Raw genomic sequence first — 21879 nt, forward strand, 5'->3', positions numbered from 1 at the left:
GGCGGGGGGGCCCGCGCCCGGTACTGTCTTCCTGATGGATTCCGACGCCCTCTTCTCCCTCGGCGCACCCGCCGTGGCGCACAGCGCCCCCGCGGGCTCCGTCGGCGTCGACGACTTCGCCTCGGTGGGGGAGGACGCCCCGCTGCCGGTCCGGATGCGGCCCGCACGCATCGACGAACTGGTCGGGCAGGAACACCTCCTCGCGCCCGGTGCCCCGCTGCGTCAGCTCGTCGGCGGCGGCGTGGCGCTCTCGGTCATCCTCTGGGGCCCGCCGGGCAGCGGCAAGACCACCATCGCCCACCTGGTGGCCCGGGCCACCGACCGTCGCTTCGTGGCCATGTCGGCGCTCTCCGCCGGGGTCAAGGACGTCCGGGCCGTCATCGAGACCGCCCGTCGCCAGCGCCGCTCCGGTGGCCCGCAGACGGTGCTCTTCATCGACGAGGTGCACCGGTTCAGCAAGACCCAGCAGGATTCGCTGCTCGCCGCTGTCGAGGACCGCACGGTCACCCTGCTCGCGGCGACCACCGAGAATCCGTACTTCTCCGTCATTTCGCCGCTGCTGTCCCGGTGCGTGCTGCTCACCCTCCAGCCGCTCGACGACACGGCCGTGCGTGGCCTGCTGCGTCGCGCGGTCGTCGACCCGCGCGGCCTCGCCGGCGCGCTCACCCTGGCCACCGACGCCGAGGACCACCTGGTACGCCTCGCCGGCGGTGACGTCCGCAAGGCGTTGACCGCGTTGGAGGCGGCGGCGGCCTCGGCGACCGCGCTCGGCGTCGACCGGATCGACCTGGCCACCACCGAGCAGGCGGTGGACGTGGCGGCCGTACGCTACGACCGCGACGGCGACGCGCACTACGACGTGACAAGCGCCTTCATCAAGAGCATGCGCGGCTCCGACGTCGATGCCGCGCTGCACTGGCTGGCCCGGATGCTGGTCGCCGGGGAGGACGCCCGGTTCATCGCCCGCCGCATGGTCATCTTCGCCAGCGAGGACGTCGGCCTGGCCGACCCGTCCGCCCTGTCGGTGGCCACCGCCGCCGCGCACGCGGTGGAGTACGTCGGCCTGCCCGAGGCCCAGCTCAACCTCGCCCAGGCGGTGATCCACCTGGCCACCGCGCCGAAGTCCAACTCGGCCACCACGGCCCTGGGTGCGGCGATGGCCGACGTCCGGGCGGGTCGGGGCGGCGCGGTGCCGCGCGGGCTGCGCGACGCGCACTACTCCGGCGCCCGGGGGCTCGGGCACGGCGCGGGCTACCGCTACCCGCATGACGACCAGCGCGGGGTGGTCACCCAGCAGTACGCTCCCGACGATCTCGTCGGGACCGACTACTACCGGCCCAGCGGGCACGGGGCCGAGCGGTCGGTGGCCGCCCGGCTGCCCCTGCTGCGCCGGATCGTCCGGGGGTCGTCCGCCCCGACGTCGCGCCCCGACGGGCCGGTGCCGGCGGTCGACGGCCGTCACCCGTCGGGCGCGGGGCACACCGGTGGGGCGGATGAGGACGGCGACGACGCCGCCGAGGAGGTTCAGCAGTGACATCGCGAGGTGGGGAGCAACCGCAGGACGGTCCCGACGAGCGGCGTGAACCTCGCGCCAAGGGACGTCGGTGGGGCCGGGGGCGAGGCGGCGACGAGACCCCGCCCGAGCCGGCCGGCGAGGAGTTCGGCTGGATCGACGACCTGCGTACGGCGAAACAGCAGCGTGCCGACCTCGGCCCGGACGGCGGTCCGGTCCCGCCGGTCCGTGGTCCGGCTGCGCCGCCTGTCGGGCGTGGTCCGGCCGCGCCGCAGCCCGGTGCGCAACCCGGACCGGGGGGGCCGATCGCGCCGCGCGTCGGCCAGCCGGTTGCGCGTCCCGACGGGGCAGCGCCGGCCGGTGCCCGGCCACCGCGACCGGATGCCCGGTCGCAGCCGGTGCCTCCGGTCCCCCGGCCGGAACCGGCTCCGCCGGGTGCCCGACCGGAATCCGTACCCCCGGCTGGTCCGGTGACCGGTCAACCTGGCCCGGCCACCGGTCAACCGGGTGCACGCCGGGAGGCGTCGACCTCCGGTGGCCCCCGCCCGCCGCAGCCTGGTGGCCCCCCCGACCTGCAACCGCCCGCCGGACCGGGTCGGTCCGGTCCGGTGCCGGCCGGCACCGAACCGGACCGACCCGGCCGTCCCGTGTACCGTCCCGACGGGCCACCGCCGGGGCCGGTACACCCTGGCGGCCAGGCCGCCCCGCCGGTACGTGGGGCGGGTTGGCCGACAACCCCCGAGCAGCGCCCCCGTCCCGGGGAAGGGCCCTGGCCCGGTCCGACGCCGGTCGGCCGTCCCGGCCCGCAGCACCCCGAGGAGGCGTCCCGCCCCGATCCTGCCGTCGGTGGCCCCGGCCCGGGTCGGGCCTCGGTCCCGGTCCCCGGTCGGGCCTCGGTCCCCGGTTCCGGCCCCGGTCGGGCGGCGGTCCCGCCCGGTCAGGCACCATCTGTCGGTCGGGCCGGTCCCGGTGTCCCGGCTCCCGCCGGGCCTGCCCACGGTGTCCACGGTGCCCCGACCTCCGCCGACCCGTCCCACCGTGCTCCGGCACCTGCCGGCCCACCTCCGGGCGGGCGGGCGGTGCCCGACGACCGAGCCGGGATTGCGGCAGCCGACGGGCCGTCCCTGCGGAGTCGCCGGACCGTGCCCGACGACCGGCAGAGAGACCGACGGCCCGGTCCGGTCGAACCGACGAACCGACCTGGGCCGGGGCCCGGCGGTCCTGCGCCCGCTGCGGCGCACCCGACCGGTGCCGGAGTGCTACCGGCCCCGACGGTCGGCGGGCCGCGTACCGCCCCTGTGGCACCGGTGGGCGGCAGCCCTCGACCCGAGACGACCTCGCCCGGTCCCCGGGCTGCGGAAAGTCGCCGTGCCGAGGTGTCGCCCACCCCCGTCCGTGATCCCGGTGACCGCCCGCCCGCCGAGCGGGGGGGCCGCCGTCGCGCCGCCGAGCCGGACCAGCCGGTGGTGCCGATGACCGGCAACGCGCCGCCGCTGCCCGCTGTCGCCCCGACCTCGCCCGGTGTGCCGTCCACCCCGGCCGTTCCCGGTACCGGCCGGTCCGGCCCGGCCGACCGGGACGACAACGGGCGTCGCCGCCCGCCCACTGACATCGCCGCGCCACCGGGCCGTCGAGCCCGACCCGACGGCGAGCCGGCCGCCCACCGCCCCGGACCGGACGGCGAGGGGTCCGAAGGCCGTCGGGCCCGCCCGGACGACGAGGAGCCGTCGGGAGGGTGGCGCAGCCCGGCCGGGAGCGAACCATCAGGTCCTCGGGTCCGCCCGGACACCGACGAAGCGCGGGGCCGGCGGAGTCGACCGGAGGGGGCCGCGACTGCGGGCCAGTCGGTCCCGCCCGGTCCCGCCCAGGGTGACGGGCCGGACGGACCCGCGGGACGGCGGACCGCAGCGCCACGAGCTGACCGACCGGATCGGCCGGCGGACTGGCTGCGTCAGGCCGGGCGTACCCTGCACACCGATCCCGCCCTGCGGGTGCTCAACCGGTCGACCCCGCCGGGTGGAGCGGTCCCGGCCGACCCGGCTCGTCGGGGTGCACCAGGTGGTCCGGAGCGGAGCGACGTCGAGTCCGGGCCGTCCCGGCCGGAACAGTCCGGGCCGTCCCGGCCGGAACAGTCCGGGCCGTCCCGGCCGGAACAGTCCGGGCCGCTTCGGCCGGAACAAGCCGGGCCGGCTCGTGGGACGGCCCGGCCGTCCCCGCCCGAGCGGACCCCCGGCCGACCGGGGGGTTCCGTTCCCGGACCGCTGAGTGACGACCGTGCTCCGGTCCGCGGCGCCCACACCGATGCCGGTCCGGTACCGGACCCGACCCGGAGCCCCCGCCCCGGTGGTCCCGGTTCGGCACCCGGTGCTCCACGAGCGGTCGATGGTCCACGAGCGGGTGGTTCGGCTTCTGTGCCGCTGCCCGGCGGCGCGCCGGTCCCGGGTGTTCCGCGTCCGGGCGGTCCCGGGTCGGTGCCCGGCGGTCCACGGTCAGGCGGCTCGGCTTCGGTGTCCGGCGCTGCGCCGGTGGCCGGTGGCCCGCGTCCCGCAGGCCCCGGGACGGCGGCACACCCGGCCGGTGGTGCTGGTCCGGACCGGGCAGCGGCGGCACCTACGTCCGATGTCCCCCGGGTCGGTGCTCCGGTACCGAACGGTGCCACCGCGCCTCGTCCGGAGGGGACCGTCGGAGGCGGACTCCTTCCAGAGGTGGCCACCCCGGCGGGCCCGCGTCTCGGCGCTCCCGATCCGAGGGCACCGCGTCCCGGCGCGCCGTCCCGCGACAGCGCCCGTCCGAACGGTCCTGGTCGCGGTACCGCCCGTCCGGAGGGCCCGGTCACCGGTACCGCCCGTCCGGAGGGTCCTGCGACCGGCCCGGTCACGGGTACCGCCCGTCCGGAGGGTCCTGCCACTGGCCCGGTCACCGGTACCGCGCGCCCGCCCGTACCTTCGGACGACCCGCGTCGGGCGGCGGGACCGGAGGGTGGCCGACGCCCCGGACCACCCGCCGACGCCGGCCCCCGGCCCGCCGGTGCGGGTGGGGTCGTTGCGGCGGCGGCGGTTGCCCGTGCCACCGTGCCGGGCGTACGACCCGGTGTGGGGCCGGAGGAGGCCGGCGGGCGGGCGGCCCCGCCGGTGCGTCCACCCGACCGGTCGGAGACGGCGGGTGTCGCCGCGGTCCCGTCGTCCGGTCGGGTCGACGGCCCGGGTGTGGCCCGGGTGACGCCACCGGACGGCGTCCGGTCCGATCCGGACGAGGCGACCGGCGGGCCGTTGCGCCCGGCGGCCCAGGACGACCCGGGCGACGCCGACGTCGGCGACTCCGACGGTGCCGGGCCGCGTCGCCGCACGGGGCAACGACGTCGTCTGCGGCTGGGCATCCTGGTGCTGGTCAGCGTGGTGCTGCTCGGGGCGCTCCCGCTCTACTTCGGGATGCGGACGCTGAGCCGGGACCCGGTCTTCGACACCCTGGACGAGTTGGGTGTGCCCGGCTGGGCGACGACGCAGACGGTGGACAACGTCAGCGGCAGTCGCTGGTGCCTGCAGGACTGCCGGTTGCGGGAGCGCACCGTGGAGTCCGACCGCGCGCCGGAGGAGACCAACCGGGTCTACGAGCAGGCCCTGCGGTCGGCGGGGTGGCGACCCTGGGAGGTCACCCGGTGCCCGGAACAGCCGGCCAAGGGCAGCTACACCTGCTGGCGGCGGGACGAGTTGACCCTCGATCTCTGGGTGCGGGAACCGACCTGCACGCCGCCGCCGGTGAGCGGGGAGCCGGCGGTACCGCCGTCCACCCCGGCCGCACCCGCAGCGGGGGAGTGCAGCGGGTCGTTGGTGTCGGTGAAGGTGCGCAACGCGATCGACGACGAGCGGACCCGGCCACAGCCGAGCACCGATCCGTCACTGACCGGTGAGGATCCGTTCCCGACGATCACCGACGATCCGCTCGGCGGCCTGACACGCTCACCGTCCTGAGCCGGCTTCCATCACGGACGGTAGGGTCTGGGGCTGGCAGGCCCGCCTGCTGCCGACGACCCTGCGCGGGTCACGCCACGACGGCGGGTACCCCGGTCGCGTGTTCCGGGGCGTCGGGCCCCGGAACCCTGCTTGAGGAGGACATGCGTGGATGGTGGACAGATCGCTGCGCTGATCGCGGCCGGCGCGTTCCTGATGCTGGTGCTCGTGCTGGCGGTACCGATCCTGCGGCTGCGGCACACCGTGGACGCGACGACCCGGATGATCAACGACCTCAACGAGCAGACCGCCCCGCTGCTGGGGGACGTGAACACCACGGTGAAGAACGTCAACGTCGCCCTGGAGCAGGTGCAGACCTCGCTGGACGGGGTGAACCTCCAGCTCGCGAAGGTCGACACGATGACCGGGCACGCCCAGAACGTCACCGCCAACGTGGCGAACCTGGCCACCGTCGTCTCGGCCGCCGCGGCGAACCCGCTGGTCAAGGTCGCCGCCTTCGGGTACGGCGTCCGTCGGGCCGCCTCGGCGCGGCGTACCGCGGAAACCGAGCGTGAGGTGCGCGACACCATCAAGCAGCAACGGCGCGCCGCCCGGCGTGGCAACCGCTGACCCCGTCGGCGCCGCACAGGAGGAATTGAGACATGAGGCGACTTTTCTGGCTCGGCATCGGGCTGGCCGTGGGTGTGGTGGTGGTCCGCAAGGCCACCCGGACCGCGCAGGCGTACACCCCGGCCGGGATCGCCAGCGGGCTGTCCGAATCCGCTGGCGGTCTGGTCGAGTCGCTGCGTAGCTTCGTGGAGGACGTACGGATCGGGATGGCCGAGCGCGAGCAGGAGATCCACGAGGCGTTCGCCCGGGGTGAGGCGTTCGACGACCAGTTCGCCGAGCTGCGGGAGGACCCGCGCATCGGTGACCGAGAGATCTTTCCGGAGGAACCCCAGCGATGAAGACGGCGGAGATCAAGCGGCGGTACCTCGCCCACTTCGAGGCGAACGGGCACACCGTGGTGCCGTCCGCTCCGCTGCCCGCCATCAGCGATCCGAACCTGTTGTTCGTCAACGCCGGCATGGTGCAGTTCGTCCCGTACTTCCTGGGGCAGCAGACGCCGGCGTACCGGCGGGCGGTGAGCGTGCAGAAGTGCATCCGTACGCCGGACATCGACGAGGTCGGCAAGACCAGCCGGCACGGCACGTTCTTCCAGATGAACGGCAACTTCTCCTTCGGTGACTACTTCAAGTCCGGGGCGATCCCGCTGGCCTGGGAGCTGGTCACCAAGCCGGTCGCCGAGGGCGGCTACGGGCTGGACGCGGAGCGGGTCTGGCCGACTGTCTACCTCGACGACGACGAGGCGTTCGAGATCTGGCGGTCGGTGGGGGTGCCGATGGAGCGGATCGTCCGCCGGGGCAAGAAGGACAACTACTGGTCGATGGGGATCCCCGGCCCGGCCGGTCCCTGCTCCGAGCTGTTCTACGACCGCGGCCCGGAGTACGGGCGCGAGGGCGGCCCGGAGGTCGACGAGGACCGGTACATGGAGTTCTGGAACCTCGTCTTCATGCAGTACGAGATCGCCGACGTCCGGAGCAAGGAAGAGTTCCGGATCGTCGACGAGCTGCCGGCGAAGAACATCGACACCGGCATGGGCCTGGAGCGGATGGCCTCGATCCTGCAGGGCGTCGACAACCTCTACGAGATCGACGAGGTGCGGCCGATCCTGGACCGGGCGGCGGAGCTGACCGGCAAGCGGTACGGCGCGCACTCCGGGCACGTGGCGAGCGAGTCGCACCCGGACGACGTACGGCTGCGGGTGGTCGCCGACCACGTGCGGACCGCGTTGATGCTGATCGGGGACGGGGTGACCCCGTCGAACGAGGGGCGCGGCTACGTGCTGCGTCGGATCATGCGGCGGGCGATCCGGGCGGTGCGTCTGCTGGGTTGGCAGGAGCGGGCGTTGCCGGAGCTGCTGCCGGTGGCCCGGGACTGCATGTCCCCGTCGTACCCGGAGTTGGCGCAGGAGTTCGACCGGATCTCGCAGTACGCGTATGCCGAGGAGGACGCGTTCCTGTCGACGCTGCGGGCGGGGACGACGATCCTGGACACGGCGATCGCGCAGACCCGGTCGGCGGGGAAGCCGGCGCTCTCGGGCGAGCAGGCGTTCCAACTGCACGACACCTACGGTTTCCCGATCGACCTGACCCTGGAGATCGCCGCCGAGCAGGGGTTGCAGGTCGACGCAGAGGGCTTCCGCCGGCTGATGGCCGACCAGCGCAACCGGGCCAAGGCCGACGCGCAGGCGCGCAAGACCGGGCACACCGACGTGTCGGCGTACCGGTCGGTGCGTGACGACGGTGGCGCGGTGGAGTTCACCGGCTACACCGAGCTGCACCGGGAGTCCCGGGTCCGGGCGCTGCTCAGCGGCGGTGCGACGGTCGGCGCGGCAGTCGAGGGGGAGACGGTCGAGCTGGTGCTCGACACCACCCCGTTCTATGCCGAGGGCGGTGGCCAGCAGCCCGACCAGGGTCTGATCACCGTCGGCGCCGGGCAGGTCGAGGTCTTCGACGTGCAGCAGCCGGTGCCGGGTCTGATCGTGCACCGGGCGCGGGTGGTCCGGGGTGAGGTGCGGGCCGGGGAGACCGGCTACGCGGAGATCGACGTGACCCGACGGCGGGCGATCTCCCGGTCGCACACCGCCACCCACCTGGTGCACCAGACCATGCGCAACTTCCTCGGCGAGTCGGCGACCCAGGCGGGTTCGCTGAATGCCCCGGGCCGGCTGCGGTTCGACTTCAACACCCCGACCGGGGTGTCGCCGAGCGTGTTGCACGACGTGGAGCAGCAGGTCAACGAGGTGCTGTTGGCGGACCTCGAGGTCAACGCCTTCATCACCTCCCAGGAGGAGGCCCGGCGGATCGGCGCGATGGCGCTGTTCGGCGAGAAGTACGGCGAGCGGGTCCGGGTCGTCGAGGTCGGCGACTACGCCCGGGAGCTGTGCGGCGGCACCCACGTGGCCCGCTCCGCCCAGCTCGGCCTGGTGAAGATCCTCTCCGAGGCGTCGGTGGGTTCCGGGGTACGCCGGATCGAGGCGCTGGTCGGGATGGACGCGTTCGGCTTCCTGGCCCGCGAGCACCTGCTGGTGTCCCGCCTCGCCGAGCTGTTCCGGGTGCCCGGTGAGCAGGTCGCCGACCGGGTGGAGCAGACCGTCACCCAGCTGCGCGACGCCGAGAAGGAGCTGGAGAAGCTCCGCGCCCAGTTGGTGCTGGGTGGTGCGGCGGCGCTGGCCGGGCAGGCGAAGGACGTCCGTGGGGTGGCGTACGTCGGCACCGAGGCGCCGGAGGGCGCGGCCGGCAACGACGTGCGGACCCTGGCCCAGGAGATCCGCGGCAAGATCGACCCGGCACGGCCTGCGGTGGTGGCGGTGGCGGCCCGATCGAACGGCAAGGCATCCCTGGTGGTGGCCGTGAACGCGGCGGCCCGTGGGCGCGGCCTGGCCGCGAACGACCTGGTCAAAGCGGCCTTCTCCGGCCGTGGCGGTGGCAGTCCGGACGTGGCGCAGGGTGGTGGCCTGCCCGCCGCCGAGGCCCCGAACCTGCTACTCACGGTCGAGAAGGCGATCGCCGAGGCGTGACGGGGCAGCGCACGAGCCAGGGCGGACCCGCTCGGGTCCGCCCTGGCTCGCCATCGGAGAGAGTGACCCACAGTGAGTGAATCGTCCCGTGGGGTGCGGTTGGGCGTCGACGTCGGTCAGGTCCGGGTGGGGGTGGCCCGGTCCGATCCGCACGGGATCCTGGCCACCCCGCTGGTCACCCTGGCCCGGGACCTGACCACCGGCCCGGACGCGGTGCCGGGCGACCTCGCCCAGCTCGCGCAGCTGGTCGCCGAGCACGAGGCCGTCGAGGTGGTCGTCGGTCTGCCGGTCAATCTGGCCGGCCGACACGGTCCGGCAGCCCAGCACGTGTTGGCGTACGTGAGCCGGTTGACCGAGGTGATAGCGCCGGTTCCGGTGACCCTCACCGACGAGAGGATGTCAACTGTCGTCGCGTCTCGTAGGCTTGCCGAGCGGGGCGTCCGGGGAAAGCGCCAACGCGCGGTGGTGGATCAGGCCGCCGCGGTCGAGATCCTGCAGAGCTGGCTGGAAGCGCAGCGGAGGCGGACGGAATGATCGACGATCTGGACCTCGGGTTCGACGAGCAGGAGAGGGGGGAGAAGGGCCGGCACCGGCGCGGCTTCGTCAACCGGCGCAACGGCACGTCCGGTGGCGGCAAGTCGGGCGGCGGGCCCGGTAAGACCATCTTCGCCTTGTTCATGGCCCTGGTGCTGCTGGGCGGCATCGGCGGTGGCGCCTTCTACGGCTTCGACCGGATCCGTAACCACTTCATCACCCCGGACTTCGACGGTCCCGGCACCGGTGAGGCGCTTGTCGACGTCAAGAGCGGCGACACGGCAACCGACATCGGCAACTCCCTCTACGACGCCGGTGTGGTCAAGAGCACCAAGGCCTTCGTCGAGGCCGCCGACGACAACGCGCGCAGCAAGAACATCCAGGTCGGCCGGTACAAGGTCAAGAAGGAGATGCGCGCCTCCGACGCGCTCACCCTGCTGCTGGACCCGAAGAGCCGAGTGGTCAACGGGGTCACCATCCCGGAGGGCATGATCACCCTGGCGATCTACGACCTGCTGGCCAAGGAGACCAAGATTCCGGTCGCCGAGTTCAAGGCCGCGGCGAAGGACCCGGTCAAGCTGGGCGTGCCGGAGTTCTGGTTCAACCGCAAGGACGGCAAGAAGGGGCCGCGGAGCCTGGAGGGCTTCCTCTACCCGGCCACCTACGAACTGCCGCCGAAGGCGACCGCCCCGCAGATCCTGTCGCTGATGGTCACCAAGTTCCTCGAGGTCACCGGGGAGATGAAGTTCGTCGAGACGGTGGAGGCCGATCGGGGCATCTCACCCTACGAGGCGCTGATCACGGCCTCGATCGCGCAGGCGGAGTCGGTCAACCACGTGGACATGCCGAAGGTGGCCCGGGTGATCTACAACCGGGTCTACACCGACCGCTACCACTGCAAGTGCCTGGAGATCGACAGCGCGATCAACTACTGGCTGCGGTTGCAGGGCAAGAATCCGAAGGATTCCGACATCCTCAAGCAGTCCGAGCTGACCGACCCGAAGAACCCGTACCGAACGCACGGCGCGGACGGGCTGACCATCACCCCGATCAGCAACCCCGGCGAGGACGCCCTCAAGGGGGCGATGAGCCCGCCCAACGGCACCTGGGTCTACTTCATGACCGTCGACAAGAAGGGCACCATGGGCTACGGCACCACCGATGCCGACTTCCGTGGTCTGCAACGCCAGATGTGCACCAACGGCGTGCTGAGCGGAGAGAACTGCCGGTGAAGGCGGCGGTGCTGGGCCGGCCGATCGCGCACTCGCTCTCCCCGGTGATCCACAACGCGGGTTACGCCGCCGCCGGGCTCGACGGCTGGTCGTACACCCGGATCGAGTGCGGTGCGCAGGAGCTGCCGGCCCTGGTCGCCGGCCTGGGCCCGGAGTGGGCCGGGCTGTCGGTGACCATGCCGGGCAAGGAGGCGGCGCTCGCGGTGGCCGACCGGGCGTCGCCGGTCGCCACCGCCGTCGGCGCGGCCAACACGCTGGTACGCCGTCCCGACGGGTCCTGGTACGCCGACAACACCGACGTCACCGGCATGGTGACCGTACTGACCTCGGCCGGGGTGCGGCCCGGGGCCGCCGCCACCGTGCTCGGTGCCGGGGGTACCGCCCGCGCCGCCCTGGCCGCCGCCGCCCAGCTCGGCGCGACCACGGTGACCGTGGTGGCCCGCCGCCCGTCGGCGGTGGCGCTGTTGCGGCCGGTGGCTGCCGCCGTCGGGGTGGAGCTGGTCGCGGTGGCCTGGTCCGACGCCGCCGCGTACACCCGCGCCGACCTGGTCGTCTCCACCGTGCCGAAGGGGGTCGCCGACCCGTTGGCGGCCGGGGTCGAGTGGCGACCGTCCACAGTGCTCTTCGACGCGTTGTACGACCCGTGGCCGACGCCGCTGGCCGCCTCGGCGCTGGCCGCCGGTCTGCGGGTGGTCTCCGGGCTGGATCTGCTGCTGGCCCAGGCCGTCGGCCAGTTCACCCAGTTCACCGGGGTGACGGCACCTGTCGAGGCGATGCGCGCGGCGCTCGTCGACGCCCGCCACTGACCCGCTGGCCGCCGCCCGCCGCCGGCCCACCGGTGGCGGCCCATCATCGACCAGCGAACCGCATCGCCGACTTTCCGGTCAATCAGGCGTAACCTCGGGAAGCCGGCAATCGCCTGTCGGACCGTCGAAAAGCAACACCTGTTCCCTTATTCTTTGGTTAAGTCGGGTTGTCGCGTCGCTTTCACGCCTGCCACATCCACTCGTGGTCGATACGCTGCTGCCGGTAATCGTCGCCCACCCGGGGAGTGTTCCTTGAGCAGGCACGGAATCCACCGCGCCCTTCCGGCCATCAGTGGTCGACGCAGGGCCGTCGTCCTCAGTGTCCTGAGTGTCACCGCGGTCGGCGGTATCGTGGCCACGATGATGCCGCTGGTCGCGGCCGAGGTGCCGCCGATCGTGCTCTCCGCGGTGGCGGACACGACCGTCACCCAGGTCCCGCAGGACGGCGACAACGGCGCCAAGACCACCCTGGCCAGCTGCCCACAGCTCTGCGACGGCAACCGGGTCGGCCAGCGCGACGCCGTGTTGGAGTTCCAGGTGCGCGGCCTGCCCGCCGACGCCGTCGAGGTCAAGGCGAAACTGCGGGTGTACGCCTGGCAGCAGTTCTCCTCCCGGGTCCGGGCCCACGGCGCCCAGGGCACCGCCGTCGGGACGGGCGCGTGGCACCTGCGGCCCGTCCTCGGCCCGGCGCTGGCGGCAGTCGACCGGGTCACCCAGGGTTACAACGAGTGGGACGTCTCCGGTGCGGTCAGGGGCAACGGCCAGGTCACCCTGGCGTTGACCCAGGAGAGCTGGAACACCCGGATCTACTGGGCCTCCCGGGAGAACGCCAAGACCACGATCCGGCCCAACCTGGTGGTGACCTACCAGCGCAGCGGACGACTGCCCACCCGGCCGCCGGTCACCACCGCGCCGCCGCCGACCACCGCCGCCCCGACGCCGTCGCCGACCCGGACGGTGCCGCCGACGCCGTCGCCCACCCGCACGGTCGGTCCGCCCGCGCCGACCACGGCCGCGCCGACCCCGACGCCGACTGTCCGCCCCGGCACGGACGTGCCCGGCTGGCGACTGGTCTGGTCCGACGAGTTCACCGGGCCCACCGTCGACCTGAAGCGGTGGAACCTGCGCGACAACGAGGGCCGCGACATCGACAAGGGCTGCAACGTCGACGACCCGGACAACACCTTCGTCGCCGACGGGGTGCTGACCCTGCGGGCCCAGCGGGAGACCGCGGTGTGCAGCTCGCAGACCCGGCAGTACACCCAGAGCTACCTGGACACCATCGGCAAGGCGTCGTTCACGTACGGCCGCTTCGAGATGCGGGCGAAGTCCCCCAACGGGCCGGCCGACTCCAAGGGCCTCTGGCCGGCGTTCTGGCTGCGCCCGGACGACGGTGGCAAGGGCGAGATCGACGTGGTGGAGCTGCCCGGCGGCGGGTCCTACTACGGGGCCGCCACCCAGGCGATCTTCTACGACTACACGCCGGTCAAGCAGGATCAGCGCTGGGACTTCCCGGCCGGCCACCCGGGCGACGGCTTCCACACGTACACCACCGAGTGGGAGCCCGGGGTGATCCGTTGGTACATCGACGGCCGGCAGGTCTGGCAACGGGACCGCAGCACCACCCCGTGGTTCGACCAGGCCTTCACCAAGCCGTTCAACCTGCGACTGAACTTCCAGGTCGGCGGCTGGTTGGGCGATCCCGACGCGGCCACCCGGTTCCCGGCCGACTTCCGGGTCGACTACGTACGCGTCTGGCAACGCTGAGCCGGACCCGGCACCGTACGCCGCCCGGTGGGCTCCGGCCCGCCGGGCGGCTGCTCGTCCACTGCCCCTATCGTGTCCGCCAGGGCAAGGCGGTCGGGCGGGACAGGGGGCATGACGGTGGCGACGGACCCACGGAACAGGCAGGACGGCCTGGGCTGGGTGACCCGGGCCATCTTCGGTGACCCCCGGCTCCGGCTCGACGTCTCGACCGACCCGGTGCCCGCCACCCACCGCCCGGCCGTCCGGTACGCCGTGGTGCCCTCGGTCGAGCGGGCCAGGTTCCTGCTCCCGCTGGCCTCCCGCCGGATCGGCGCGGCATCGACACTGGCCTACAACGCGCTGCGACCGCCCCGGGTGCGGGCCAACCGGCTGGCGGTCGGCGTGCTGGCCGGCCTCGGGCTGACCGGGCTGGCCGGGATGCCGGTGCTGACCGTGGCGGTGCCGACCGACGCCGATCCGGCCGAGCTGCTGCTCGCCGGGCACCTCGGTCGGCTGATGGGCCGGACGCTGCACGCCGCGATCGGGATCCGCCCGCCCGACCCGCACCACAAGCCGACGTTGCAGCTCTTCGACGACCGGGGCGTCGCGCGGGCGTACGCGAAGATCGGGTGGAACGAGGCGACCCGGGCGATGGTCCGCGCGGAGGCCGCCGCGCTGCGGGAGCTGCCCCGTGACGGCGGTGACTTCCCGGACGTGCCCCGGCTGCTGCGGGAGGTGGGTTGGGGGGACCTGGCGGTGACCCTCGTCGAACCGATGCCGGCCCGGGTGCGCCGGCCGCGCCGTCCGTTGCGTCCGGAGGTGGCCGCGATGCTCGCGGTGGCCCGGCGCGGTGGCCCGGCGGCGGCACCCCGACCGTTGCGTGGTTCGCCGTTCCTGACCGGGCTGACCGCGCGGGCGGCCACCGCCGGCGGTCCGGTGGTCGCGGCGGTGGCCGCCCTCGCCGCGCGCGACGGCGACCGGCAGGTGGAGTACGGCCACTGGCACGGCGACTGGGTGCCGTGGAACCTCGGCCGTCACCGGGACCGGCTGGTCGTCTGGGACTGGGAGAACAGCGGTGCCCACCGGCCGCTCGGGTTCGACCTGGCCCACCAGGGCTTCCAGTGCGCGTTGTCGCTGCGCGGCCGGGACGTGGCCGGCGCGACCGCGGACATGGTCGAGCTGCTGGACCGGCACGGCGCGGCATTCGGTCTGGACCCGGCCCGGCGGCGCTTCGTCGCCGACGCCTACCTCGTCGAGCTGTGGTTGCGTACGGCGGAACTCGCGGCCGGTGGGGGTGGCTGGAGTGCGAAACTGCACCCCGCCCTGTTGCACACGCTCGCCGACCGGCTGGGCTCACCCCGCCCCTGACCGGCGACTCCTCCCGCTGGCTGGGAACAACTGTCGGACTCGCGACGGGAAAAACGACGAAACGCCACACTGCCGTCACCGCCGCTACCGAACCCGCCTCACGTTCCACTAGGGTGACCCCACTCGATCACCACTGGCCGGCGACGGCGTGGTCGGCCCGGGACGGTGTGGGGACCTCGTCCGGGGCGCGCGGGTGTGGGGAGGTCCGGCCGACCGGCCGGCACAATCAGGGAGCACGATGGGATCGTCACGCGTCACCACTCCCGGGGTGGGCTGCGCCCTGGTCACCGAAGAACCGGGCGGCGGTGACCGACGGTGACCCTCGTCTACGCACTCGCCGTGCTGTCCGTGCTGGTGCCCCTGGTGACCGTTCCGCTGCTGGCGGCCCGGTGGGCGTCAGCCGTCGACACCGGTCGGACGGCGCAACGGGTGCGGGTCGCCCTCGCCGGGCTGACCGCCGCGTTCGGCCGGGTCGGCGCGGCAGTGGTGGTCCTGCTGGCCGGCTCGGCGGCGATCGTCGCCGTCTGCTGGCCGCTCGGCGAGGCGATCGCCCGGCTCGAACCCCACGTCGACCGACCGGTCTTCGACTACGTGCACGCCCGCCGGGTCGACACCTGGGCGGACGTCAACTCCTTCATCACCGCGATCGGCGACCGCTACCCGCTCAAGTGGGTGACCGTGCTGGCCGCGATCTTCTTCGCCATCGCCTGGCGTCGCCGCCGCGTGTGGATCCCGCTGGTGGCGATGCCGCTGCAGTTCGTCGTCGAGCAGTACACCCAGGCGATCCTCGCGAAGGTGGTCGACCGTGGTCACCCGCCGACCGACCTGGGCACCTACCCCTCCGGCGGCTGCGCCCGGGTGCTGATGACCTTCGGCACCATCCTGGTGCTGGCCGCGCTGACCTGGCGGATCCCGCGCCGGGTGCTGATCGGCCTGGTGACCGCGCTGGCGGTGCTGGTCTCGGTCGAGGGTTACACCCGCGTCTACGCCGAGAAGCACTGGCTCACCGACGTCTTCGGCGGCTGGTTCTTCGGCACCCTGCTGACCGGCGTGATGGTGCTCGCCGTCATGGTCGCCGACGGTCGGGTCCGGTCACCGGCCGACCCGGTCGCCGCCCCCGACGACCGGGTGCTGACCGGCACCTGACCCCATAACCCCGTCCGGTCGGCGCGACCCGTCCCCGCGCCGGTCCGGACCCGGCCCCCGCTGCTCCTCGAAAGGAAGTTGGGCCACCGACGTGACCACCCTCCTCGTCGCCTCCACCGGTGGGCACCTCGCCGAGCTGCACGACCTGCTGCCCCGGCTCGGGGTGCAGGACGACTGCGTCTGGGCGACGTTCGACTCCCCGCAGAGTCGCTCGCTGCTCGACGGCCACGAGGTCATCCACGTGCCGCCGGCGGCCACCCGGGACCCGGTGGGCGCGCTGCGCGACCTGCTGGCCGCCCGCCGGGTGCTCTGCGGCGGACGGTTCCGGCGGGTGATCAGCACCGGCGCCAGTGTTGCCATGTCGTTCTTCCTGCCCGCCGCCCGGCACGGCCTGGACTGCCGCTACATCGAGAGCGCCACCCGGACCGAGGGGCCGTCGCTTACCGGCCGGTTGGTCGCCCGGGTGCCCCGGACCCGGCTCTACACCCAGTACCCGGGTTGGGCGGACGGCCGATGGCGCTACGGTGGCTCCATCTTCGACGGTTACCTGCCCGCGCCCACCGCCCCACGCCCGGTCTCCCGGGTCGTGGTGACCCTCGGCACCCAGGACCGCTTCGGCTTTCCGCGCCTGCTGCAACGACTTGTCGACGTGGTGCCCCCCGAGGCGGAGGTGCTCTGGCAGGTCGGGTCGACGGTGATTCCGCGGATGCCGGCCGGGGCCCGCCGGCAGGTGCCGCACGGGGAGATGCAGCAGGCCATGCGGGAGGCCGACGTGATCGTCACCCACGCCGGGGTGGGTTCCGCGCTGGCCGCGATGCGGGCCGGGCAGCGGGCCGTCTACGTGCCGCGCCGGGCCCGGCACGGCGAACACGTCGACGACCACCAGGTCGAGATGGCCAGGGAACTCGACAGGCAGGGCCTGGTGCTGGCCCGGGAGGCCGACGCCGTCACCACGGACGACCTGGCCCTGGCGGCATCCTGGACGGTGCTCAGCACCGGGGCGGTCCCGCCGTTCCGGTGGGCGGAGCAGGCATGAGGCCGACCGGGACCGGTAGCCCGGTGGCGGGTTCCCCCGGTCGACGCGTGATTCTCGTCCGCCGCGGGTCGTCCGGACACGACCCGTACGGCAGGACCGGACCGAGCCGGTGGTCGAGCGGACCGGTCGGTTGATGGTGGGAAATGTCCGGGCAGAGCAAGCTACGCATGATCTCACTTCATCTTTGGGGGCGCCAGTGCTTCACAGAACGTTCCGACCGGTGTGGCGGCGGTGGTTCGCCGCACTCGCCGTACCGGTGCTCACGGTCGGCCTGTTGGCCGCCCCGGCCCGGGCGGCCAACCTCACGCCGGTCACCAGCACCCTCACCTCGGCGGACCCGGCGGACAACATCCCGCACGCGCAGAACGGTGACACCAAGGCGTTCGCCGAGATCGGCAACACCGTCTACGTCGGGGGCTCGTTCACCTCGATCAAGGCCGCCGGTGCCGCGAGCTGGACCACCCGCAACTACCTGTTCGCGTACGACCGGGCCAGCGGCGCGCTGAAGGCCGACTTCACCCCGACGCTGGACGGCGCGGTGCACGCCCTCGCGGCGAGCCCCGACGGCAAGCTCATCGTCGGTGGCTCCTTCATGAACGTGAACGGGGTCAGCCGCAAGAACCTCGTCGAGCTGGACCCGGCCACCGGCGCGACGGTCACCGGCTGGGTCGGCCGCAGCGACGGCGGCCTGGTCCGGCGGACCGTGGTGGTCGGCAACAAGCTCTACATCGCCGGCGCGTTCCACTGGGTCAACGGCACCCAGCACTCGCTGCTCGCCCGGCTCGACGCGACCACCGGCGCGATCGACCCGACCTTCCAGATCGACGCCAGCGTCGCCCGGGCCAGCAGCGAGCTGGTCTGGGGTCTCGCCGTCGCGCCCGACGGCAAGACCCTGGTCGCGGTGGGCAACTTCACCGAGGTCAACGGCCAGCCCCGCAACCAGGTGGTGGTCGTCGAGCTGGACGGCACCCCGGCGGTCGCCGCCTGGAGCACCCAGCGCTACGTGGCGCCCTGCTACAGCGACTCGTTCCCGTTCTACGCCCGGGACGTCGACTTCTCCGACGACGGCACGTACTTCGTGATCATCGCCGACGGTGGCCGGGGCGACGGGGCGTACTGCGACGCCATCGCCCGGTTCGAGACCGCCGACCGGGGCTCCGCCCTGGACGCCACCTGGGTCAACTACACCGGCACCGACTCGGTCACCTCCGTCGAGGTGGCCGACAACGTGGTCTACGTCGGTGGTCACTTCCGCTGGCTGAGCAACGCCAACGGCAACGACTCGGCCGGCTCCGGGGCGATCAACCGGTTCGGTCTGGGCGCGCTGGACCCGATCAACGGCCTGCCGCTGGTCTGGAACCCGACCCGTTCGGGCGCCCCGGCGGGCACCACCACCTGGGGTCCGATCATGTGGGAGCTGTGGCGGGGCAGCACCGGCCTGTACGCCGGCTTCGACTCCGACGGTCTGGGCAACGAGTACCACGGCCGGCTGGGGCTGTTCCCGCTCGCCGGTGGCCGTACCGTCGCGGCGACCAACGCGCCGACCGCGGCGTCGGGCTTCCTGTACGTCGGCACCGCTGACGGCCAGGCCACCAAGGTGCCGTTCGACGGCAGCACGCTGGGTACGCCGGTGAGCAGCAGCCAGCCGAACCTCACCTCGGCCGGGGCGTCGTTCACGATCGGCAACAAGCTCTACTGGTCGAAGACCGACGCGACCGCGCCCAACGGCAGCTACCTGGACGTGTCGATCCTCTCGGGCGGCTCGGTGGGTGCGCCCTGGATCAGCAGCGGCTACAACAACTGGTTCAAGCCTTCGACGATGAGTGGGGCGTTCTACCTCAACGGTCGGATGTACTACACCAAGTCCGGCACCAACAAGTTGTTCTACCGCTACCTGGAGCCGGACGGCTACATCGTGGGCTGCACCGAGTTCACCCTGCCGAGCGTGAGCCTGAACTGGGGCAACGTGCGGGGGATGGCCTGGGTCAACGGCAAGATCGTCTACGGCAACAGCAACGGCTCGCTGCGGGCCGTGCCGTTCGACGAGGCCGCCGTCGACGGTGCCGCCTCGGTCGAGATCGCGCCGGCCGGCGCCGGCGTGAACTGGTCGAGCCGGACGCTGTTCTTCGCCACCTCCTGATCCGTACCCGGTACGGGTGGTCCGCCGGTGTCCCCAGAGGCACCGGCGGACCACCCGTGTCACAGGGGGACCGGTCGGCTGTCGACCGCAGGTGAACGGTCGGCGACAATGGGACCATCAGCGGCTCGCACCGGGGCCGTCGTCCGGCCCGCGCCGACCCGCCCACTCCCGCATCGCAAGAGGACCTGACTGATGGATGTGACCGACGTCACTCCCGCCCGGCAGCGCCCGGTCGGCCTGGCCGAGTTGGCCCGTATCCCGGTGCGGCGGTGGCGCACGGTGCTCGCCGCCACCGGGTTGGTGCTGTTGCTGGTGGCCGCCTACCTGCTGGTCTTCCCTCCCACCTACACCGCCACCACGGCCGTGGTGGTCCGCCCGGTGGTCACCGACCCGTTCTCGGTGCCCTCCGGCGGCGCCGACCGGGCGGTCAACATGACCGCCGAGAGCGGGATCGCCACCAGCAACGACGTCATCGACAAGGTCGCCTCGATCACCGGCCGGGACACCACCGACGTGGCCGACGCGCTCGCCGTGGAGACGCCTGTCGGCGGCCAGGTGATGCGGTTCAGCTACGCCGGGCACGGCGAGGCCGAGGCGGTGGACGGCGCGAACGGCGCCGCCGAGTCGTACCTCGAACTGCGCAAGGGCATGTACGAGAACCAGCGCGCCGCCGTGCTCAAGTCCTACGACGAGACGATCGCCCTGGTCACCAGCCAGCGCACCACCACCCAGCGGTCGCTGCCGGCCAACCAGGGCTCCTCCAGCCCGTCGCCGCGCACCAGCGCCCTGCTGGACCAGCTGCGGGCGCTCAACGACCAGCTCGCCACCCTCGCCGAACAGCGGTCCAAGATCGCTTCGGCGGATCTCAGCCCCGGTTCGGTGACCAGCGCCGCACGGGCGCCCGTCCCGTCCAGTCGGGACGCCGCCCCGCTGATCCTGGTCGCCGGCCTGCTCGGCGGCCTGCTCGTCGGCGGGTTGGTCGCCTTCGTCCGGGAGTCCATGGACCGCCGGGTGCGTACCGCCGCCGAGGCGTCCGCGCTGGTGGGCGCCCCACTGCTGGGGACCGTCGGACGCGACGGCGCCGGCCGGCTCTCCGACACCGACCTGCGCTACCTGGTGCTGGCCCTGGGCCGTTGGGTGGACGGGCCGAAGCCGCTGCCGCTGGTCCTGCTGTCCAGCGCCGACGACGAGCGACGGGAACAGGTCACCGCCGGGGTCGCCGCGGCGCTCGCCCAGGCCGGGCACCAGGTGCGCCTGGGTGTCGCCCCGGAGAGCCGGGACCGGATCCGGGCGTTGCTCACCGATGCCCAGCGCCGGCACCCGGCCGTCGAGTCGGCCCGTCCCCGGGTGCCCCGCCCCCGGCCGATGCCCAGCAGCGTCCCGACGCCGGCTCCGGCGGCTGCCGCCCCGGCACCGGCGGGCAACCCGGAAGACACCATGATCATCCAGCCGGTCCGCAAGCCCCGGCCGTTCCCCACCGAGGATGCGAAGAACGGCGGGGTCTACCGGTCCACCACCACGGCGGCGGACAAGACCGAGATCATCCCCCGGGTCCTGCCGAAGGAGGCCCCCGCCACCGACGGCGAGGAGCTGTGTATCGGCACCGGTGCGGTGCGCCTGGTCCCGCTGGACGCGCCGGTGGCCGGCGGGGTGACCGTGATCGACGCGCCACCCGCCCTGCACGACGAGCGGGGCGTGCGGGCCGCCCGGGAGGGCCGGGCGGTGCTGGTCGCCGCCCGGGACAAGACCCGCACCGGCAGGCTGAGCCAACTGGTGGAACGGCTGCGCGCGGTGGGGGTCGAGCCGGTCGGGTTCGTGGTGACGGGAGAGAAGCGTGACTGAGCCGACGGCCGCCCCGCAGCACCCGCCGGTGACCGTGGTGATCGCCACCCGGGACCGGCCCGGCCTGCTGGAACGGGCCGTCCGCGCGGTGCTCGACCAGGACTACCCCGGGCCGGTGGAGTGCGTCGTGGTCTACGACCACACCGACCTGCGCGAGCTGGCCGTCGACGTCCCGGCCGGCCGGACCCTGCGCTACGTTCCCAACACCCACCGGCAGGGCCTGCCCGGCGGTCGTAACACAGGCGTCGACGAGGCCGCTGCCGAGTTGATCGCGTTCTGCGACGACGACGACTTCTGGCTGCCGGGGAAGCTTCGCCGGCAGGTGGAGCTGCTGGCGCAGCGCCCCGACGCCGCCGCCGCGAGCTGCGGGATCCGGTTGGAGGGGCCGGGCATCGCCAAGGAACGGCAACTCGACCGGGCCGAGGTCACCCTGCCCGACTTCGTCGAGGACCGGATCATGGAGGTGCACTCCAGCACCATCCTCATCCGGCGTTCCACCTGGGACGCGATCGGTCCGGTCGACGAGGAGCTGCCCGGCGGCTACGGCGAGGACTACGAGTGGCTGCTGCGGATCGCCGGGCACGGCCCGGTGGTGATCGTGCCCGAGGTGCTTGTGGTGGTCGACTGGCACGGTGGCTCGTTCTTCTTCGGTCGCTGGGCGACCATCGTCGAGGCCACCCGTTACCTGCTGGACAAGCACCCCGAGTTGGCAGCTAGCCGGACCGGTCTGGCCCGGCTGCACGGCCAGATCGCCTTCGCGCTCGCCTCCGGCCGGCGGCGGCGGGAGGCGGTGCGGGAACTCGGCCGGGTGGTCCGGCTCAACCCCCGGGAGAAGCGGGTGCTGGTGACCGTCCCGGTGGTGCTCGGACTGCTCTCCGGAGAGCGGGTGCTCCGGCTGGCCCAGCGCCGGGGGCGGGGTGTCTGAC

General features: G+C 73.3%; 15 protein-coding genes. All 15 read left to right on the top strand.

Annotated elements, in window-relative coordinates; translation table 11 throughout:
- Nucleotides 1–34 precede the first annotated feature (34 nt).
- Nucleotides 35–1534 (top strand): replication-associated recombination protein A, encoded by a 1500-nt coding sequence (locus AC0AIB_RS24185; protein WP_465097539.1) that lies wholly within the window; start codon nucleotides 35–37, stop codon nucleotides 1532–1534.
- A 3347-nt stretch (nucleotides 1535–4881) separates the two neighbouring features.
- Nucleotides 4882–5481, top strand: a complete 600-nt coding sequence (locus AC0AIB_RS24190; protein ID WP_442930827.1) for a hypothetical protein — start codon at nucleotides 4882–4884, stop codon at nucleotides 5479–5481.
- A 147-nt stretch (nucleotides 5482–5628) separates the two neighbouring features.
- On the top strand, nucleotides 5629–6090 hold the full coding sequence (locus AC0AIB_RS24195; protein ID WP_328348511.1) for a DUF948 domain-containing protein: 462 nt from the start codon (nucleotides 5629–5631) through the stop codon (nucleotides 6088–6090).
- Nucleotides 6091–6122: 32 nt separating this feature from the next.
- Nucleotides 6123–6428: a hypothetical protein gene (locus AC0AIB_RS24200; protein WP_067312326.1), complete on the top strand. Its 306-nt coding sequence runs from the start codon at nucleotides 6123–6125 to the stop codon at nucleotides 6426–6428.
- Nucleotides 6425–9103, top strand: coding sequence for an alanine--tRNA ligase (alaS, locus tag AC0AIB_RS24205; protein WP_465097540.1), 2679 nt, complete (start codon nucleotides 6425–6427; stop codon nucleotides 9101–9103). The genes AC0AIB_RS24200 and alaS overlap by 4 nt, the downstream gene beginning before the upstream one ends.
- A gap of 72 nt (nucleotides 9104–9175) precedes the next feature.
- Nucleotides 9176–9637 carry a Holliday junction resolvase RuvX gene (gene ruvX / locus AC0AIB_RS24210; protein ID WP_328348509.1) on the top strand — a complete coding sequence of 154 codons (462 nt, stop codon included), beginning with the start codon at nucleotides 9176–9178 and terminating at the stop codon, nucleotides 9635–9637.
- A complete protein-coding gene (mltG, locus tag AC0AIB_RS24215) occupies nucleotides 9634–10869 on the top strand; it encodes an endolytic transglycosylase MltG (protein WP_465097541.1) in 1236 nt (411 codons plus the stop codon). The genes ruvX and mltG overlap by 4 nt, the downstream gene beginning before the upstream one ends.
- Nucleotides 10866–11675 carry a shikimate dehydrogenase gene (locus tag AC0AIB_RS24220; RefSeq protein ID WP_328348507.1) on the top strand — a complete coding sequence of 270 codons (810 nt, stop codon included), beginning with the start codon at nucleotides 10866–10868 and terminating at the stop codon, nucleotides 11673–11675. The genes mltG and AC0AIB_RS24220 overlap by 4 nt, the downstream gene beginning before the upstream one ends.
- Nucleotides 11676–12035: 360 nt before the next feature.
- On the top strand, nucleotides 12036–13442 hold the full coding sequence (locus tag AC0AIB_RS24225) for a family 16 glycosylhydrolase (RefSeq protein WP_328348506.1): 1407 nt from the start codon (nucleotides 12036–12038) through the stop codon (nucleotides 13440–13442).
- A 111-nt stretch (nucleotides 13443–13553) separates the two neighbouring features.
- The gene (locus tag AC0AIB_RS24230; RefSeq protein ID WP_328348505.1) at nucleotides 13554–14789 is read left to right on the top strand and encodes a hypothetical protein; all 1236 of its coding nucleotides are present in this window, start codon (nucleotides 13554–13556) and stop codon (nucleotides 14787–14789) included.
- Nucleotides 14790–15104: 315 nt separating this feature from the next.
- Nucleotides 15105–15935, top strand: a complete 831-nt coding sequence (locus AC0AIB_RS24235; RefSeq protein ID WP_328348504.1) for a phosphatase PAP2 family protein — start codon at nucleotides 15105–15107, stop codon at nucleotides 15933–15935.
- A gap of 91 nt (nucleotides 15936–16026) precedes the next feature.
- Nucleotides 16027–16971 (top strand): glycosyltransferase, encoded by a 945-nt coding sequence (locus tag AC0AIB_RS24240; RefSeq protein ID WP_328348503.1) that lies wholly within the window; start codon nucleotides 16027–16029, stop codon nucleotides 16969–16971.
- 220 nt (nucleotides 16972–17191) lie between these two features.
- Nucleotides 17192–19111: a delta-60 repeat domain-containing protein gene (locus tag AC0AIB_RS24245; RefSeq protein WP_328348502.1), complete on the top strand. Its 1920-nt coding sequence runs from the start codon at nucleotides 17192–17194 to the stop codon at nucleotides 19109–19111.
- A 192-nt stretch (nucleotides 19112–19303) separates the two neighbouring features.
- On the top strand, nucleotides 19304–20953 hold the full coding sequence (locus tag AC0AIB_RS24250) for a Wzz/FepE/Etk N-terminal domain-containing protein (RefSeq protein ID WP_465097542.1): 1650 nt from the start codon (nucleotides 19304–19306) through the stop codon (nucleotides 20951–20953).
- Nucleotides 20946–21878 carry a glycosyltransferase family 2 protein gene (locus tag AC0AIB_RS24255; protein ID WP_328348500.1) on the top strand — a complete coding sequence of 311 codons (933 nt, stop codon included), beginning with the start codon at nucleotides 20946–20948 and terminating at the stop codon, nucleotides 21876–21878. The genes AC0AIB_RS24250 and AC0AIB_RS24255 overlap by 8 nt, the downstream gene beginning before the upstream one ends.
- The last annotated feature ends 1 nt before the right edge of the window (nucleotide 21879 follow it).

The organism is Micromonospora sp. DSM 43699 (genome assembly GCF_055517075.1).

Excerpts from the sequence above, each read along its gene's own strand:
- AC0AIB_RS24185 (WP_465097539.1), top strand. The coding sequence starts at position 35 with ATGGATTCCGACGCCCTCTTCTCCCTCGGCGCACCCGCCGTGGCGCAC.
- AC0AIB_RS24200 (WP_067312326.1), top strand. The coding sequence starts at position 6,123 with ATGAGGCGACTTTTCTGGCTCGGCATCGGGCTGGCCGTGGGTGTGGTG.
- alaS (WP_465097540.1), top strand. The coding sequence starts at position 6,425 with ATGAAGACGGCGGAGATCAAGCGGCGGTACCTCGCCCACTTCGAGGCG.
- mltG (WP_465097541.1), top strand. The coding sequence starts at position 9,634 with ATGATCGACGATCTGGACCTCGGGTTCGACGAGCAGGAGAGGGGGGAG.
- AC0AIB_RS24225 (WP_328348506.1), top strand. The coding sequence starts at position 12,036 with ATGATGCCGCTGGTCGCGGCCGAGGTGCCGCCGATCGTGCTCTCCGCG.
- AC0AIB_RS24230 (WP_328348505.1), top strand. The coding sequence starts at position 13,554 with ATGACGGTGGCGACGGACCCACGGAACAGGCAGGACGGCCTGGGCTGG.
- AC0AIB_RS24250 (WP_465097542.1), top strand. The coding sequence starts at position 19,304 with ATGGATGTGACCGACGTCACTCCCGCCCGGCAGCGCCCGGTCGGCCTG.